Genomic DNA, 15,603 nt, shown 5'->3' with positions numbered 1-15,603 from the left:
TCAGCCCCCCTGCGCATGGAGCCGCACCGGCAGCGCGCGGAACGTCCTGAGGAACGCGGAGGGCTCCCGGGTCGGCTGCTCGGCCAATGCCAGCGTGGGAAAGCGCGCCTGGATCCGCGGCAGGCTCTCGGCCAACTGCACTCGGGCCAATTGCGCACCGAGGCAGAAGTGGATGCCGTGGCCGAAGCTCAGCATTATCTTCCCGTCGCTCGACATGCCAGGGCTGGTGCCGTAGAACCGCGCGGGATCGAAGCGGTCGGGGTCGGCGAAGGCGTCCGGGTCGCGATTGCCGGCCGCGATCAGCACGCGCACGTCCGCGTTCTTCGGGATTACCACGCCGCCCAGTTCGATGTCGCGCTGGGCGATACGCGGAATGGAGCTGAACATGGCGGGCGCGTCGCAGCGCAGGACCTCTTCGACGAATGCCTTCACTCCCACGGCGTCCCCCTGAAGCCAGTGCCGCTGTTCGGGAAACGCCAGCATCGCCAGGACCCCATGGTCGATGCTCGCAGCAGTGGTGGCGAAACCGCCCAGCAGCATGCCCCACAGCATGCTGATCAGCTCCGCATCCGACAGCGTGTCCGAATCGTCGTCGTGTGCGCCGACCAGCATCGACACGATGTCGTGGCGGGGATCGGTGCGTTTGCACTGTATGAGGTCGCCGAAGTAGGCCTGCACCCTGGCGCTGGCCGCGTCGGCCGTGGCGAGCTGGGGATCGCTGGCTTGCGGGCTCAGGCCTTCCAGAATGGCGCCGATGCCGGAGGCGAGCCCGAACATGTCGTCCTGGGGCATGCCGAACAGTTCGGCGAAGACCAGCATGGGCAAGGCCAGCGCGAATTCCCGATGCAGGTCCACCGCCTCCCCCCGCTCCAGCGCGGGCGCCATGCAGTCCAGGCGCTCTGCGACGATGCGCGCGATGCTCGGCCGCAGGTTGTCGATCTCGCGCATAGTGAAATCGCGCGAGATCAGCCGGCGCAGACGCGTATGCGTCGGTGGTTCCTTCATCGCTAGCGTGGACGCCAGCAGACTGAGCGACAGGCTGGTCGCCGCACGCGGGAAATAGCGCGCCAGTTCGCCCGGCGCTGGTCCCCGAAACGCATCGCCCGTGGCCTTGAGCACCCAATATATATCGACGTGACGGCTCAACAGAAAGAGGCCCGACGCCGCGCGATGCACCGGATCGTGCTCGCGCAACCACCGCATGAACGGATAGGGGTCGTGGATACAGGCTGGCGACGCCAGTTCGGCGAAGGCATCCCGGCATGCTGCCGTGGTTTCTTGCACGTCCATCTTGATTACCTGTTGGCTTGCTGATCTGACCGGCGCGTTCTAGGCGCGCCGGCAAATTGCAGAGAAGATCGCGATTTCGGGCGGCGTGCGCGCATCACCAGATCACCGGGAACTCCTCGAACCCGCCAGTGATGATCTCCTTGCGCAACTTCAGCGCTTCGGGCGCCACGGCCAGGCGCAGCCCGGGAAAGCGCCGAAAGATCGAACCGACCACCACCTTGAGTTCCAGCCTGGCCAGCGCCATGCCAATGCAGTAGTGCGGCCCGTGGGAGAACGCCAGGTGCGGGTTTTCGTCGCGTCCGATATCGAAGATTTCCGGGTCATCGAAATGGCGCGGATCGAACGACGTCGCCGGCAGGCCGACGAGCACCTTGCTCTCCGCGGGAATATGCTCGCCGGCGATAGTCACATCGGTCCTCGGATAGCGCATGACGCCGTCCCAGCCCGCGCCCGGCGGGTACATGCGCAGGATTTCCTCCACCGCTTTGTCCACCAGGGATGGATCGCCGACCAGGCGTTCGCGCTGTTGCGGATGGCGGAGCATGGCCAGCAGGCCGAATTCGATCTGCGCAACGGTGCTCTCGTGCCCCGCCACCAGCATGCCCGCAGCCAGGCCGATCGCCTCTTCCTCGGACGCCTTGCCCTGGTCGACCGCCGCGAGCAGATCCGTCAGCAGGTTGTCGCCCGGATCCTGGCGCTTGTCCGACATCTTGCCGCGAATGTAGGCGCGCAGTTCTTCCCAAGCCAAGCGAGACGCGCTGCGCGGACCGCTTTCATGCTGATGCGTCATCACCTCGTCGGACAGTCCGGCGAAAAAAGCGTGATCCTCATAGGGCACGCCAACCAGCGCGCTGATGACCATGGCCGGAAGCGGAAAGGAGAGGTGGCGCTTCAGGTCGGCGGGCTGGGGCTGGGCGGCCAGCGTCTCGAACAACTGCGCGGCGATCGCCTCGACCTGCTGCGCGAGCAGTTTCACCCTGCGGTTGCTGAAGGCCGGCGCCACGATCGTGCGTAACCGGTCGTGCTCGCCCCCCTCGTGCGAGACCAGCCACCCCGGCGAACCGAGAATTACTGAATCCGGGGTGAATGCCGCTGGCGGCATTCCCGCGGGGCGGAACGCCGCATCGGACAGCGCCGCCTTGGCCTCGTCGTAGCCTGTCACCCACCAGCCTTCGTGCCCGGACGGGAAGCGCACGCGGTGGATCGGACCGTTGGCGCGTAGCGCCAACATCTCGGGCGAGGGCTCGATGTGATCGACGCGCCACATCGGCAACGTCGGCAGTGGTTTTTGGGACATCGTGGCACTTCAGTCTCTAACCTATGGAAGGGCGAAAGGCGCTGCGGGCAGCCAATTACGCGAGACGGCATGTGGACGTCCGCGGCGTAGCCGACTTATCCTGCGCCTTCGAATTCAGGATACGGCGAGTGTGGTAGGCCGGCCTTTGAGTCGTAGCCGGCCATCGACATTTCGTTCGCAAGGGTCGAAGAGGGCGGCAGCCTGTTTGGCAGCGGCGTTTTCGCCGGGGTTCCCTTTCCATAGAATGCTATCTGATGCGGATTTGACATTTTCGGCGGCTCCGGCTTGCAACGAAGGAGTTTCAAAACTCGTGCCAATTTGGCGACCCAGCAGAGGAAAAAATATTTTATTATTTTCAGTGAGTTAGCCTGAGGCCAGACAGCTCGGCGAAATAGGTCGGTGTCGCGGACCCGACAAAAGGCGACAGAACAGGTCGGAAAGCGCTCACGCCAGACTGGCGACTTCATGAGTTGTCTGTCCCGGAACGATGGCAGGCCGGCTGACCTTTTTGAACCAAGGGCCACCCCTCATGTAGTCATCTGGGGCGAACGAGGCCTGCTCGATGATAACGCCTGCCTCGCGGGACCCATTTCGGATGTCATGCAGATGATCTGCTGAAGGATCGTGTGACTGGCAACGTATCGACGGAGATTCGCTAGCGCGGCCTCTGCTGCAGCGAAGCCGTCGATGAAAACGTGGAATTGGCGAAGGCCATCGTCGAGACGGTCGGCCGAAACTGATCACAGAAGGAGCGACCTGAGCCGTAAGCGTTTGGGTGAACACGTCGCGCCGGCCGTGAGCTGGGCACGGTTGGGCTTACCGCCCAGCTCTCTCACTTACCTACCGCACAGACCGACCGCTTTTGCGCTTGGCCGGCGCGTGCTCATCGGCCCCTACGCTGTCCTGATTATGAATGACTGCCAACTCGTTGCGCTCGTCGACCGGCAGAGGCGGAGCGTTGCGGCTGGTCTCGTTGCCCGGCCAAGCCTTCGAAGAAAAGTGCGATCCCATAACACGATCGTTGCCCGCGGCGAAGGAGCAGGGCAGACGATCAAGTCTGCCGCCTAAAGGGGGCAAGCCCCTACCGCCAATTGGTCAAGATGACCGGGCAAGCCCCCCGGCTATGTCGAGCAGGCGGCAAGGCAGGCGCCAGCGGCGGGTCCAGCCTGCGAACTGGCAGGCCATGGCCGCCCCCAGCCGCTGATTGGAGAGATGTTGCAGAAGGAGCGGACTCTGGCTGAAAAGGTAGTGAGGCCGGCGACAGGCTGGTCAGCTTGTTCGAGTCGCATGCCGAGATCATCGCCAGGGCGAACGCCGCAAGCGGCATGTCAGCAATTAATGGGCGTCGCCGGCGAGCTCATTGACGTGGTTTTTTATATTTCTGATTCGTTTCAACTGCGGCTCAGGTCGACACTCTTCACCTGCCGCTCTTCCACGCCGCAGGAATGCAGGGAAATTCACGTTCCTGCCAGCGAGCATGCGCCAGATACTCAAGCGCGATTGCCTGAGAAAGGTAGACGATCTGAGTTGGCTGGATCGCACGCGGGAGGTCGCCCAGTGCGATTCCTAGGGTTTCGGCATACGCTATGACTGTACGGTAGCCCGTGAGGCCTCGCAGGAACACATGCGAGCGCGGGTCAGGCCACAATTGACCAATCTCGTTAAGCATCGAGCGGCAACCATTTACGGGAGCTAACATTTCACGGACGCGCGACCTCGCTTTGGCAATGTAGTCCGCGCGTGTCTTCAAGTGGAGGCGTTCGTAAGTCCAGCGGTGCGCTTTCCATTTCTGATCGGCGACCATTGCCCGCAGGAGTGAAACCGAGCCGCCTTCCAAGATAAGCAACGGCACGTGCTGATCAAATTGCGCAACATGATCGTGCAACAGGGAGTTCGCCTCTGCGGCATAGATCTCTCCAGCAATAACTGGCCTTTGGGCAAGGTAGATTCTACGGGTGAACCGCAGTTCGGCGTTTGAGGGTCGGCCGCTTCCGACAGCGAGTTCGGGATAGCATTGAATTCGGTCTAGAACGAGCACCGGCGCGCCCGTACGCTGAGCGAGTTCGAGGGACGCGGCGGTTTTGCCGGCCGTCGTCGGTCCAATAATGAGGTGCAGTCGCGGACTCATGACAGCGCAGCAGCAAGACGATGATTCCGGACGTGCGCAAACGCGTATTGTAGCCAAGGAGTAAACTCGGAAGGTTTCTCACTCTGATATCGGGAGAGTGTCGGAGGAGGAAGGCAGGTCCAGTCACTTACCTCAGCCGGGTTGCGCGCCGGGATCCCGTTGCATACAGCCACGCACAAATGATCAATTTCGCGCTCGAGCAGTCCAGGTTCGACGCGCGCCTCATATTGAAACGCGCCGGCTGGCCGCTGTCGGCAATCAAGTCCCATCTCTTCTTCGAGCCGGCGGTGAGCGGCAGTCAAAGTCGCCTCACTTGATCGGGGATGACCGCAGAACATATTATACCAACAACCCGCGAGTGATACTTCACTGCCGCCCGACGCTGCATAGAATTCCAACCGACCTATTGACCAAAAAAATCGACAATGCTTGGTGCAGAAGCCTCTTTTATTTAACAGTTACCTTGTCCTCGTCATCGACGAGCACGACTTTTTCCAGCGGGACTTGGAGGAGCCGCTCCCAGCCGGTATCGCAGCCGTGCCCTAGGGCCTCCTCATCTGTTTGCAGAAGACTGAACCGAATGAACGAGCGATGACTGGCGCTGCAGCTCGGTACAAGGAAAGAACACGGTTAGGCTATATGGTGTCGAGCTTCGCCGCTCGGGGAAGGATTTCAAATCTGGTGCTTTCATCGTTTGAGCATGGCCGAGATGACATGCCGGACAAGGGGAGCATGTTGGGCGAACCGAAGCCCAGCATGGCGTGCAAGCCGTGCCACCGGTTGCTCGCTCGAGTAGAGACCGACGAGTATATTCGTAGCATGGTAGAGAGGCGCCGCAGACAGGCGCAGCCACCTTTCGTATCTGTGCAGCATGGCGGGATCGGCAATGTCACGGCCGTGGCGCCTTGCAGTTAAGACTGCATCGGCAAGTTGCTTTTGGCTGCTGAGACCGATGTTGAAGCCATGCGCAGTCACCGGATGCATTCCGATAGCAGCGTCCCCGATGAGTGCCGCGCTCGGAGCCTTGAATTTGTGCGCCCACGTGGTGACCAGCGGATAGGTGTGGCGGTTGCTTGCCAATTCCATCTTCCCGAGACGGCCTCGACACCGGTTCGTCAATTCCAAGAGGAACAAATCGTCGTTGAAGGCAAGCAGTCTGTCTGCCTCGCTTGAGGGCAGAGTGAGCAGCAACGAGGACATCCCCTCCCCGACAGGCAACATCGCTATCGTTTGATGATGATCGAACCATTCGGTTGCCACTTGGTGATGGGCGCCCTCATGTCGCACCCGGCAGATCAGCATCGAGTGGCCAAGCCGATTAATGTCGGCGCCGATGCCGAGCAGATCACGCGTTGGCGACAGGCGCGAATCCGCGGCAACAACAAGCCTGGCGCTCAACTGCATGCCGTCAGAAAGCGTTATCACTGCTCCTTTGTGGCTGGTCGTTGCACGGACAACCGGGTGGCCGCACAGCAGAAGTGGATCATCACGCAGCCGAACGACTTTGAACAACGCATCGCGAATGCGGCAGTTCGGGACCAGGATTCCGAGGGGTTCTCCAGACGCTGTGGGAGCGTCAAAACGCAGTGCGAAAGCGCTCGAACCGTTGAGCACGCGCGCGCCATAAAGCGGCGATTTCTCCGAAGCTGGGATCGTATCCCAAGCGCCGAGCTGGCGAAGGATTCTGATGGAGGCGGAAGTCAGAGCGATTTCGCGGCCATCGAAAGGCGCATTCGCGAGACGGTCGATGGAGTTCTGTTCAACAACTGCCACCTTGAGTTGGCTTTGGGCGAGCGAAGCGGCGAATGAAAGGCCGACCGGCCCGGCTCCCACGACAACAATATCGAAGCTAGGGTTAGGGCTGCACATCACCGTACCGCCATGGGTGGATTGTGCAGGGCAGATGCAGGTTACGCTCGGACCGGTGCTGTGCGCCGCCAACGGGCGGCTGCATCGCCCCAAGGCGCAGGGCAGTAAAACCCGAAGCATACCATCGGTTCAACCGCGGACGCGCATCATTGCACCAGTCATAGTCTCCTCGCAGCCAAGCGTAAGGCCAGCCAGCAAGCGAGTTTCTCACAGTGCCGGCTGTTGATGGGCGAAGCGCCACAATCACGCTGCGCACATGGTCGGCGCGCGTCAGCCCAGACCCGCGGAATGATCTGGCCGCCGCCCGCGCTCCCACATCGCCTAATCTGGCTCTGCTCATTCTTCGCGGCCGTTTTGATCGAAAGCGCGCGCGGCTCCTCGAAGCAGCAGAGCCGACCACTACGGTGAAAAGCCAAAACCGTCGAGACGGTGACACTGGCGACCAAACTCCACTGAGCATTCGTTCTCCCTTGCAGGGCCGATAAACCACGGTAATGAGGAGATAGTCCTGATCTGGATCAGCCAGACGCGTTGGAAGGTAGCGCGGGCTCCGCTAACTGGTGATCGCGATCTCGCACTCGCAACCCCTACGCCGCCAACTCCGCACGTGGACTGGCACGCAATCACTGCCTGAGAGAGGCTTTTCGGGCCTGGGATTTGCAAGCTGCTGAGCATCCGCACCTTGTTCCAGAACATGGACAGCGGCTTCATTCAGCGTTCCAGATCGTCGTCCTGGTCGATGAGGATCCGCTCGGCGGCGCCGTCGAGATCTTGATATTGACCACTCCTCAAGGCCCACACAATGCCAGACAGCCCCAGCGCGCCGAGAAACAAAGCCACCGGAATGAGGTAGACAAGCGTCGTCACGATGGCTGCGCCGATGCATGAATGCCGGAACCAGCAGCTGTCGACGAAACTCTCGTCATCCGGTTCGGTGCAAAGCCTTGCAGCCGCAGCGCATTGCCAATGACAAGCAGTGACGAGGCGGACATGGCGATCGCCGCTATCAAAGGCGTAACGTGTCCGAGGATGGCGATCGGTACCGCGACCGCATTGTAGACGATCGCGATGACGATGTTCTGCCGGATCAAGCGTCCTGCCTGGCGCGAGACGTCCAGCGCCAGTGGGACTGCCAGAAGGCTCTCACGCAGGAAGACGAAGTCGGCGGCATTGCGGCCAATATCGGCGGCGGTGGCCGGAGCGATCGAGACATGCGCCGCGCTCAGCGCCGGCGTGTCGTTGAGGCCGTCGCCAACCATCAGAACCTTGTGTCCGTCTTTCGCCAGGGTCTCGATGCGTTCGACCTTGCCTGACGGCAGCAGGCACGGGACGAAGTCCTCGACACCCAGCATTTTTGCAACTTCACCGCAGGCGCCGGCAGTATCGCCCGACAGCATTTGCATCGACACCCCGGCATCGTTCAATCGCTTGATCGCCGCCGCCGCGTCGGCGCGCAGCGCATCCTCGAAATCGAAGGTCGCGACAATGAACCCGTCTCTTGTCAGCACCGTTCCGCCATAGCCGGTCCGGGCCTTCCATCCAGCCCATCCGCGTCGACCCAGCCGCCAGATACTTCCGGCGACAGTGGCTTCGATTCCAAACCCTGGATGCTCGGTGACGGCATCGAATTTGTGTTGCCCGCCAGGAGCGGCAAAGCCGGTTATGGCCTTTGAAAACGGGTGACGCGAATGCGCAGCCATGTCTCCCGCGACTGCCAGCATGGCCGGATCGATCGACGATGCATTGACCAGCCGGGGCTGGCCGAGCGTGAGCGTTCCGGTCTTGTCGAACACCGCTGTATCAATCGTCGCCAAGCGCTCCATGGCCGAACCGTCCTTGACCATGATGCCGTTCTCGAACAGGCGCCGCGCCGCGACCACCTGGACGATCGGTACGGCGAGGCCGAGCGCGCAGGGGCACGTGATGATGAGAACAGCAATGGCGATCGTCATCGCCCGGTGCCAGTCGCCGGTCGCTGCCATCCAGCCCAGAAATGTCACGGAGGCGGTGAGATGAACCACGGGCGCGTAGAGCGCCGAAACGCGATCAGCGATCCGGCGATAATGCGCCCGGCCGCCCTCTGCAGCCTCCATCAGCCGAACCATTTCCGCCAGAAACGAATCTTTCGCGGCGGCTGTCGCCTCAATCGTCAGCGGGCCGGTTAGGTTGAGGACACCAGCCTGCACGGCTTCGCCTGCTGCAACGCTTCGGGGCGTGCTCTCGCCCGAGACAAGCGAACAGTCCAGGTCCGACGTCCCTCGAGAGACCTTGCCGTCGACGGGTATCCTTTCACCGGCTGCGATCAACAGCAGCATGCCGGGTTCGATCTCGCCAACCGGCAGATAGGAGCGTGCGCCGTCGCCGCGCAGCACCATGGCGCCACGTGCGGCCAACTGGGACAGGCCTTTCACGGCGGTCCGGGCACGTTCGCGCATCACGTGATCCAACGTGCGGCCGATCAACAGGAAGAACAGCAGCGACACCGACGCATCGAAATAGGCGTGGTCGCCATGGTTGATCGTCTCGTAGAGGCTCATGACGTAGGCGAGGGACACCCCGACCGCGATCGGCACATCCATGTTCATGCGGCCGTGACGCAGCGCATTCCAGGCCGAGCGGAAGAAGATGCCGCTCGCGAAGGCCAGTGCCGGGATCGCGATCAGCGCCGAGACCCAATGAAACAGATCCCGCGTTGCGCCTTCGGCGCCGGACCAGACCGAGACTGAAAACAGCATGATATTGCCCGCCGCAAAGCCGGCGGCAGCAAGGGCGCGGATCAGCTCGGAGAGCGTCTTGTCGTTGTTGTCGACCTCAGGGTCGAACAGATGCGCCTCGTAGCCCAGACGCCCCAGCGCAGCGACGAATGGGGGTACCTGGTTTCCACGCCAGCGGACCGCGACCCGCTTCGTCGACAGGTTGACACGAGCGCTCTCCACTTGATCGAGCTTTCCCAGCGCCGTCTCGATCGCCTGGATGCAGGCCGCGCAATGAACCGTCGGTACTGAAAGATCGGTCTGGCGGAGATCATCGCCAAGCGATCGGCTCGCCAGCCTGATCTCTTGGCTGGACGGCAGGACCGATCCGGTGTTGACCAGATCAAGCGCCATTTCGGCGCCCGGTGCACAACAACTCATTGCAGCGCTCCATTGGAAATCATGATCCTGCGGACGTCGCGATACGGTTCATCCAGACCGGCGTCGGCGTCGACTTCGACAATCCAGACGCCGTCCTTCGGCATGTGCCGGGCTGCGAATTCCTGGCCCGAGGAGGGTGCGAGGGTGACCGACTTGTCCTCTTTCTCGTATGCGGGATGGCGAAACAGCACCTTGACGCCGTGCAAGGGAACCGGCTTGCCGGCGGCGTCGGTAAGGCCGTAGTGAACTTCGCCCCATGCAATGGTCAGCTTGCCGGTCCAGCCAAGGGCTGCCTGCGCGCGCCCCTCCTCGGCCTTCTTGTTGAATTGCTGGCTCGCCGCATAGGTGTTTTCGACGACCAGTCCGGTCCAGCTCGTGTTGGCGAGCGTGGCCATGGTCAGATTGACCGCGATGACCACGCCGAAAAAGGCCAGGATGATGACCAGCATGTGCCTGCCGGTGAATTCGCGGGGTTTTTCAGCGTTGGCGGTCATCGGACGATCTCCGGGGCGTTGAAGGTGGCGGTGTATTCGTCCGCCTCGAAGCTCGACTTGTCCTCGACACGGAACGTGAAGGTTTGCGCTGCGCCACGGATTTGTTCGGCCGGCTGGCGCACGAAGACCTTCAGCATTTTCAGGCGATCGGGCTCGACTGGGATGGCGAAGGAGCGGCCTGCCTTGATGTCGTCCCCGACCACGCTCATTTGGCCCCCTTGCAAGCCCTGCATAGTGACAACAATGGTCCGCGGTTCGGGGATCATGTTGAGCAGCTTGACGGTGTAGCCGTTACGGATCGAGCCGTCGGACAGCGTGACGAATTGCGGATTGCGGTCATGCAGCACGTTGACTTCGAGCCGATCGCGCGTCAGCAGCGAATAGAGCAGGCCCAGGCCGATCAGCGACCACAGACCCATGTAGACGTAGGTGCGTGGCCGGAAGATCTTGCTGACATGGAAATGCGCCACCTTGTCGGAGAACAGGCCATCAGCGGTCCTGACCAGCGACGGGTTGACTGAACTGGCGCCGCCCTTCGCCAGCATCATGTTGGCGTTGTAATCGGAGAGCGTTGCGTAGGAAATCAGTCCGCGTTCCCTGCCGAGCTTGCCCATGACGCCGTCGCAGGCGTCGATGCAAAGCGCGCAGGTGATGCATTCGAGCTGCTGGCCGTCGCGAATGTCGATCCCCATCGGGCAGACCGCGACACAGGCATTGCAGTCGACGCAGTCGCCGACCGACTGTCCCGCGGCTTGCACCTTCTTGGCATGACGCGAACGCGGTTCGCCGCGCCAGTCATTGTAGGTGACGGTGAGCGAACTTTCGTCGAGCATGGCCGCCTGGATGCGTGGCCATGGGCACATGTAGGTGCAGACCTGTTCGCGCATCAGCCCGCCGAACGTATAGGTCGTGGCCGTCAGCACGGCGACGGTGATGTAGGCGACGGGTGCCGCGGTGCCGGTGAAGAGTTCGCCGAGCAGTGTCGGTGCATCGGCAAAGTAGAAGATCCAGGCGCCGCCGGTCGCCGCCCCAATGACCAGCCAGATGGCGTGCTTCGAAACCCGCAGCGCAAGCTTGCGGGCGGTCCACGGGCCGGCATCGAGTTTCATGCGTGCGTTGCGATCACCCTCGATGGCGCGCTCAACGACCAGAAACAGATCGACCCATACGGTCTGCGGACATGTATAGCCGCACCAGGCACGCCCGACAGTCGAGGTAATCAGGAAAAGACCGACGCCGGCCATGACCAGAAGGCCGGCCACATAGTAGAATTCGTGCGGCCAGATCTCGATGAAGAAAAAGTGGAAGCGCCGGTTGGCGAGATCGAGGAGCACGGCTTGGTCTGGGGCAAATGGACCTCGATCCCATCGCAACCACGGTGTCAGGTAGTAGATGCCAAGGGTGATCGCCATCACCAGCCATTTGAAGCGGCGAAAGCTGCCTGAGGCGCGCTTGGGGAAGATTTTCTTGCCTCTGGCATAATGCGGCTGGCGCGGATTGGGGGAATTCATGGCCGAGGCTTCGAGCCGTTCTATTCGCGTACTACTGCACACATGCGTCTCCACTCCCAGCCGATGTCCGAAGCGTGCCGCATTGATGATGCGGCGCAGCCCAAATGGTGTCGAGGCCCGGCTCGCGCCGGGCCTCGTCGCTTGGCAGGGGGAGGCCGAGAATAGGGCTTTCCTTCCTATTCTCCGCCGCCAAGCGAATGGACATAGACCGCAAGTTCCTTGACTTTGATCTCGCCGAGACGGCCGACCCAGGCCGGCATGACTCCCTGTTTCGGTGCACGGACCTGCGCGGCGATGGCTGCCTCGCCGGATCCATAGAGCCAGATCGCATCGGTCAGGTCGGGCGCGCCGAGCTCCTTGTTGCCCTTTGCATTGTCGCCATGACAGCCCACGCAATTTTCAGCAAAGACCTTGGCGCCGGGCTCGATCAGACTTGCGTCCTGGACCTCGCCGGAAAGGCTGGCGACGTAGGCGCTGACCTGAGCAATGTGGTCAGCGGCTATGATGTCGCCAAAGGCAGGCATTTCCGACAGGCGCGTGTCCGGATCGGACGCGAAGCGGATGCCGTGCGTAATTGTCTGCTGGATCTGCTCGGCCTTGCCGCCCCATAGCCAGTCGTCGTCGTTGAGATTGGGAATGCCCTTGGAACCTTGGGCGCCGGAGCCATGACATTGGACGCAATTGATCTTGAAGGCGGCGCTACCGGCGGCAATGGCGAATTCGCGCAGGGCATCATCCGAGACGATTTCCCAGACATTTTTCGACTCCACCGCCGCGAGGTATTTGCCCTTCGCTGCTTCCGCATCCGCCAGCTCGTGCTTGACGTCATTGCGGCTCGAATAGCCGAGAACACCCGTCGTCGCCGAGTGCAGCAGCGGCCATGCCGGATAGGCGATCGTGTAGCCGATCGCCCAGACGATGGTGACGTAGAAGATGGTGATCCACCAACGCGGAAGCGGGTTGTTCAACTCCCGGATGCCATCCCATTCGTGGCCGGTGGTTGGGACCCCAGAGATTTCATCGATATGCTCCTCGCTCATGATCACTCGTCCTGAAGCGGAATTCGGGCAGCTTCGTCGGCCAGAGCGCGGCTTCCGGGGCGGAGCGCGAAGACACTTGCCCCCGCAAAGAAAAGCGCCATGGCAAGCAGACCCCAGCTATCCGCAAACTCCCGCATCAAATTGTAATCCATGGAAAACACTCCTCAGCGGTAGCCGGCGGCTTCGTCGTAGTTCTTGAAATCGACCAACGTGCCGAGCATCTGCAGATAGGCGACGAGGGCGTCCATTTCGGTGACTTGTTGCGGATTGCCATCGAAGTCGCCCGCCTTTGCTTTCGGATAGCGCGCCAACAATCCCGACGTGTCGGCATTCGGATCGGACTGTGTCATCAGGTCAGCATTGGCATGGGCGATCATGTCGTCCGAATAGGGCACCCCGACTCGCCAGTTGGCTACCAAATGGGTCGAGAAGTCTTTCACGTCGATCGGCGCGTCTTTGAGGAACGCGTAGCTGGGCATGATCGATTCCGGCACCACGGAACGTGGATCGGAAAGATGCGCGACATGCCATGCATTGGAGTAGCGGTCACCGACCCGGGCCAGATCTGGCCCCGTCCGCTTCGACCCCCATTGGAACGGGTGATCGTACATCGACTCGGCTGCCAGGCTGTAGTGGCCATAGCGCTCGACCTCGTCGCGGAACGGCCTGATCATCTGGCTGTGGCAGACATAGCAGCCCTCGCGCACATAGATGTTGCGGCCGACGAGTTCGAGCGGCGAGTAGGGACGCATGCCTTCCACCTTCTCGATCGTGTTGTCGAGATAGAAGAGGGGTGCGATCTCGACGATGCCGCCGACGGTCACGACAAGAAGGGAGCCTACGAGAAGAAGGGTGGCGTTCTTCTCGATAATGGCATGTTTGTCCATCAAGCCCATCGGTTTGGCTCCCTGGCAGGCTGCAGGACAGGCGCGGCACCCGACATCGGCCTCTCCTCACGCTGGTGGCCGAGGATGGTCATGGCGATATTCCAGGCCATGATCAGGGCGCCGGAGAGGTACATGGCGCCGCCAATGGCGCGCATGACATAGTAGGGGTGCATGGCGGCGACAGTTTCGGCGAAGGAGTAGACCAGGAAGCCCTGCTCGTCGTATTCGCGCCACATCAGGCCCTGCATGATGCCGGACACCCACATGACCGCGGCGTAGACGACGATGCCGAGCGTCGCCAGCCAGAAGTGCCAGGTGACCAGCCGCAGCGAATAGAGCCTGTCGCGGTTCCAGAGCTTCGGAACCATGTAGTAGATCGCGCCGAAAGAAATCATGCCAACCCAGCCGAGCGCGCCGGAGTGCACGTGACCGATGGTCCAGTCGGTATAATGCGACAGCGAGTTAATCGCCTTGATAGCCATCACCGGGCCTTCGAAGGTCGACATGCCGTAGAAGGCGACGGCCATCACCATCATGCGGATGATCGGATCGGTGCGCAGCTTGTCCCAGGCGCCGGATAGCGTCATCAAGCCGTTGATCATGCCGCCCCATGACGGCATCCACAGCATGATCGAGAACACCATGCCGAGCGTCTGCGCCCAGTCGGGCAGAGCGGTGAAATGCAGGTGGTGCGGCCCGGCCCAGATGTAAAGGAAGATCAGTGCCCAGAAGTGGATGATCGACAGCCGGTAGGAATAGACCGGGCGGTTCGCCTGCTTGGGCACAAAATAGTACATCATGCCGAGGAAGCCGGCGGTGAGGAAGAAACCGACGGCGTTGTGGCCGTACCACCATTGCGTCAGGGCATCCTGGACCCCGGAAAAGGCGGAGTAACTCTTGGAGCCTAGGAGAGAGGCCGGCATCGACAGGTTGTTAATCACGTGCAGCATCGCGATGGTGACGATGAAGGACAGATAGAACCAGTTGGCGACGTAGATGTGCGGTTCCTTGCGCTTCAGGATCGTGCCGAGGAACAGGATGAGGTAAGCGACCCAGACGATGGTCAGCCAGATGTCGACATACCATTCGGGTTCGGCGTATTCGCGGCTTTCCGTGATGCCGAGCAGATAGCCCGTCGCGGCCATGACGATGAAAAGCTGATAGCCCCAGAACACGAACCAGGCGAGATCACCGCCGAACAGGCGGGCGCGGCAGGTGCGTTGCACGACGTACAACGACGTGCATAGCAGCGCGTTGCCGCCGAAGGCGAAGACGACGCCGGACGTATGCAGCGGCCGCAAGCGTCCGAAATTGAACCAAGGCTGAATGTTGAGATCGGGATAGGCCAGCTGCAGCGCGATGACCACGCCGACCAGCATGCCAATGACGCCCCAGAACATGGTGGCGATGGCGCCGTAGCGGATCGGATCGTCCATATAAGCGGATCGGTCGATCGGAGTTGCCGGCTTGAACTCCGTGTGGCGCAACAAGACCCCGGTGAAGGCAGTAAGGGCAAAAAACAGCACCCACATGTGCTGGCGGAAAGGTCCGTCAATGCCGAAGCCGGCAGCCACCAGGGCTGCAAAAGCAAACAAGCCCACCACGACGATAGCTGTCCCGAATTTCATCGCAAATCCTGATCCCGAATCGGGCGGACGCCCAATCCGCTGTGCATCAATTGCGCAGCTGCCCTCTGCTCGCCCTGATCCATGTCAGGCGCCAGGTTTGTTCGGTAGAATCGAGTTCGCGCAAATCAGAAGGTGGCATACGGAAGCGCGCGACGGGCCTGCCCCGCTCACGACAAGTGGATTGAAGTCGAGCGAAGGTTGAGGCGGGCGATATGTCGAGGCGTGCCCTCCGCGACTTGGAAGTACTGCTGCTAGCGTCGCTTGGAACGGCTCGGGAACGACGTAAATGGCGACATCGTCGCTACCATTGCGGGTACGAGGACCT

At 61.6% G+C, this 15,603-nt stretch carries 13 protein-coding genes; all 13 read right to left on the bottom strand.

The genetic code is table 11. The features are described from left to right. The 13 genes from AC0L26_RS27880 to ccoN all read right to left on the bottom strand — a co-directional run bounded on the left by AC0L26_RS27880 (position 1) and on the right by ccoN (position 15,278). A complete protein-coding gene (locus AC0L26_RS27880) occupies positions 1 to 1,290 on the bottom strand; it encodes a cytochrome P450 (RefSeq protein WP_473605915.1) in 1,290 nt (429 codons plus the stop codon). Positions 1,291 to 1,384: 94 nt separating this feature from the next. Then, a complete protein-coding gene (locus AC0L26_RS27875) occupies positions 1,385 to 2,587 on the bottom strand; it encodes a cytochrome P450 (RefSeq protein WP_473635456.1) in 1,203 nt (400 codons plus the stop codon). Between the two features lie 1,417 nt (positions 2,588 to 4,004). Then, positions 4,005 to 4,715, bottom strand: coding sequence for an isopentenyl transferase family protein (locus AC0L26_RS27870; protein WP_473603322.1), 711 nt, complete (start codon positions 4,713 to 4,715; stop codon positions 4,005 to 4,007). Continuing rightward, positions 4,712 to 5,113 (bottom strand): NUDIX domain-containing protein, encoded by a 402-nt coding sequence (locus AC0L26_RS27865; protein WP_473635455.1) that lies wholly within the window; start codon positions 5,111 to 5,113, stop codon positions 4,712 to 4,714. The genes AC0L26_RS27870 and AC0L26_RS27865 overlap by 4 nt, the downstream gene beginning before the upstream one ends. A 289-nt stretch (positions 5,114 to 5,402) precedes the next feature. Further along, positions 5,403 to 6,584 carry a 5-demethoxyubiquinol-8 5-hydroxylase UbiM gene (gene ubiM / locus AC0L26_RS27860; protein WP_473635493.1) on the bottom strand — a complete coding sequence of 394 codons (1,182 nt, stop codon included), beginning with the start codon at positions 6,582 to 6,584 and terminating at the stop codon, positions 5,403 to 5,405. Between the two features lie 711 nt (positions 6,585 to 7,295). Further along, positions 7,296 to 7,451: a cbb3-type cytochrome oxidase assembly protein CcoS gene (gene ccoS / locus AC0L26_RS27855; protein WP_473605918.1), complete on the bottom strand. Its 156-nt coding sequence runs from the start codon at positions 7,449 to 7,451 to the stop codon at positions 7,296 to 7,298. Next, positions 7,448 to 9,718: a cation-translocating P-type ATPase gene (locus AC0L26_RS27850; protein ID WP_473635454.1), complete on the bottom strand. Its 2,271-nt coding sequence runs from the start codon at positions 9,716 to 9,718 to the stop codon at positions 7,448 to 7,450. The genes ccoS and AC0L26_RS27850 overlap by 4 nt, the downstream gene beginning before the upstream one ends. After that, the gene (locus AC0L26_RS27845) at positions 9,715 to 10,212 is read right to left on the bottom strand and encodes a FixH family protein (protein WP_473635453.1); all 498 of its coding nucleotides are present in this window, start codon (positions 10,210 to 10,212) and stop codon (positions 9,715 to 9,717) included. The genes AC0L26_RS27850 and AC0L26_RS27845 overlap by 4 nt, the downstream gene beginning before the upstream one ends. Then, on the bottom strand, positions 10,209 to 11,723 hold the full coding sequence (ccoG, locus tag AC0L26_RS27840; RefSeq protein WP_473635452.1) for a cytochrome c oxidase accessory protein CcoG: 1,515 nt from the start codon (positions 11,721 to 11,723) through the stop codon (positions 10,209 to 10,211). Before ccoG ends, AC0L26_RS27845 begins: the two co-directional genes overlap by 4 nt. Positions 11,724 to 11,899: 176 nt before the next feature. Then, positions 11,900 to 12,763 (bottom strand): cytochrome-c oxidase, cbb3-type subunit III, encoded by an 864-nt coding sequence (gene ccoP / locus AC0L26_RS27835; protein ID WP_473635451.1) that lies wholly within the window; start codon positions 12,761 to 12,763, stop codon positions 11,900 to 11,902. 2 nt (positions 12,764 to 12,765) lie between these two features. Beyond that, complete coding sequence (locus AC0L26_RS27830) at positions 12,766 to 12,915, bottom strand: CcoQ/FixQ family Cbb3-type cytochrome c oxidase assembly chaperone (protein WP_027164059.1); 150 nt, start codon at positions 12,913 to 12,915, stop codon at positions 12,766 to 12,768. A 12-nt stretch (positions 12,916 to 12,927) separates the two neighbouring features. Further along, a complete protein-coding gene (gene ccoO, locus AC0L26_RS27825; protein WP_473635450.1) occupies positions 12,928 to 13,659 on the bottom strand; it encodes a cytochrome-c oxidase, cbb3-type subunit II in 732 nt (243 codons plus the stop codon). Further along, positions 13,650 to 15,278 carry a cytochrome-c oxidase, cbb3-type subunit I gene (gene ccoN / locus AC0L26_RS27820; RefSeq protein ID WP_473635449.1) on the bottom strand — a complete coding sequence of 543 codons (1,629 nt, stop codon included), beginning with the start codon at positions 15,276 to 15,278 and terminating at the stop codon, positions 13,650 to 13,652. The genes ccoO and ccoN overlap by 10 nt, the downstream gene beginning before the upstream one ends. Positions 15,279 to 15,603: the final 325 nt, after the last annotated feature.

The organism is Mesorhizobium sp. WSM4823 (assembly GCF_055811195.1).
The sequence above is the reverse complement of the archived record's forward strand: the minus strand, read 5'-3'. Positions and strand labels throughout refer to the sequence as shown.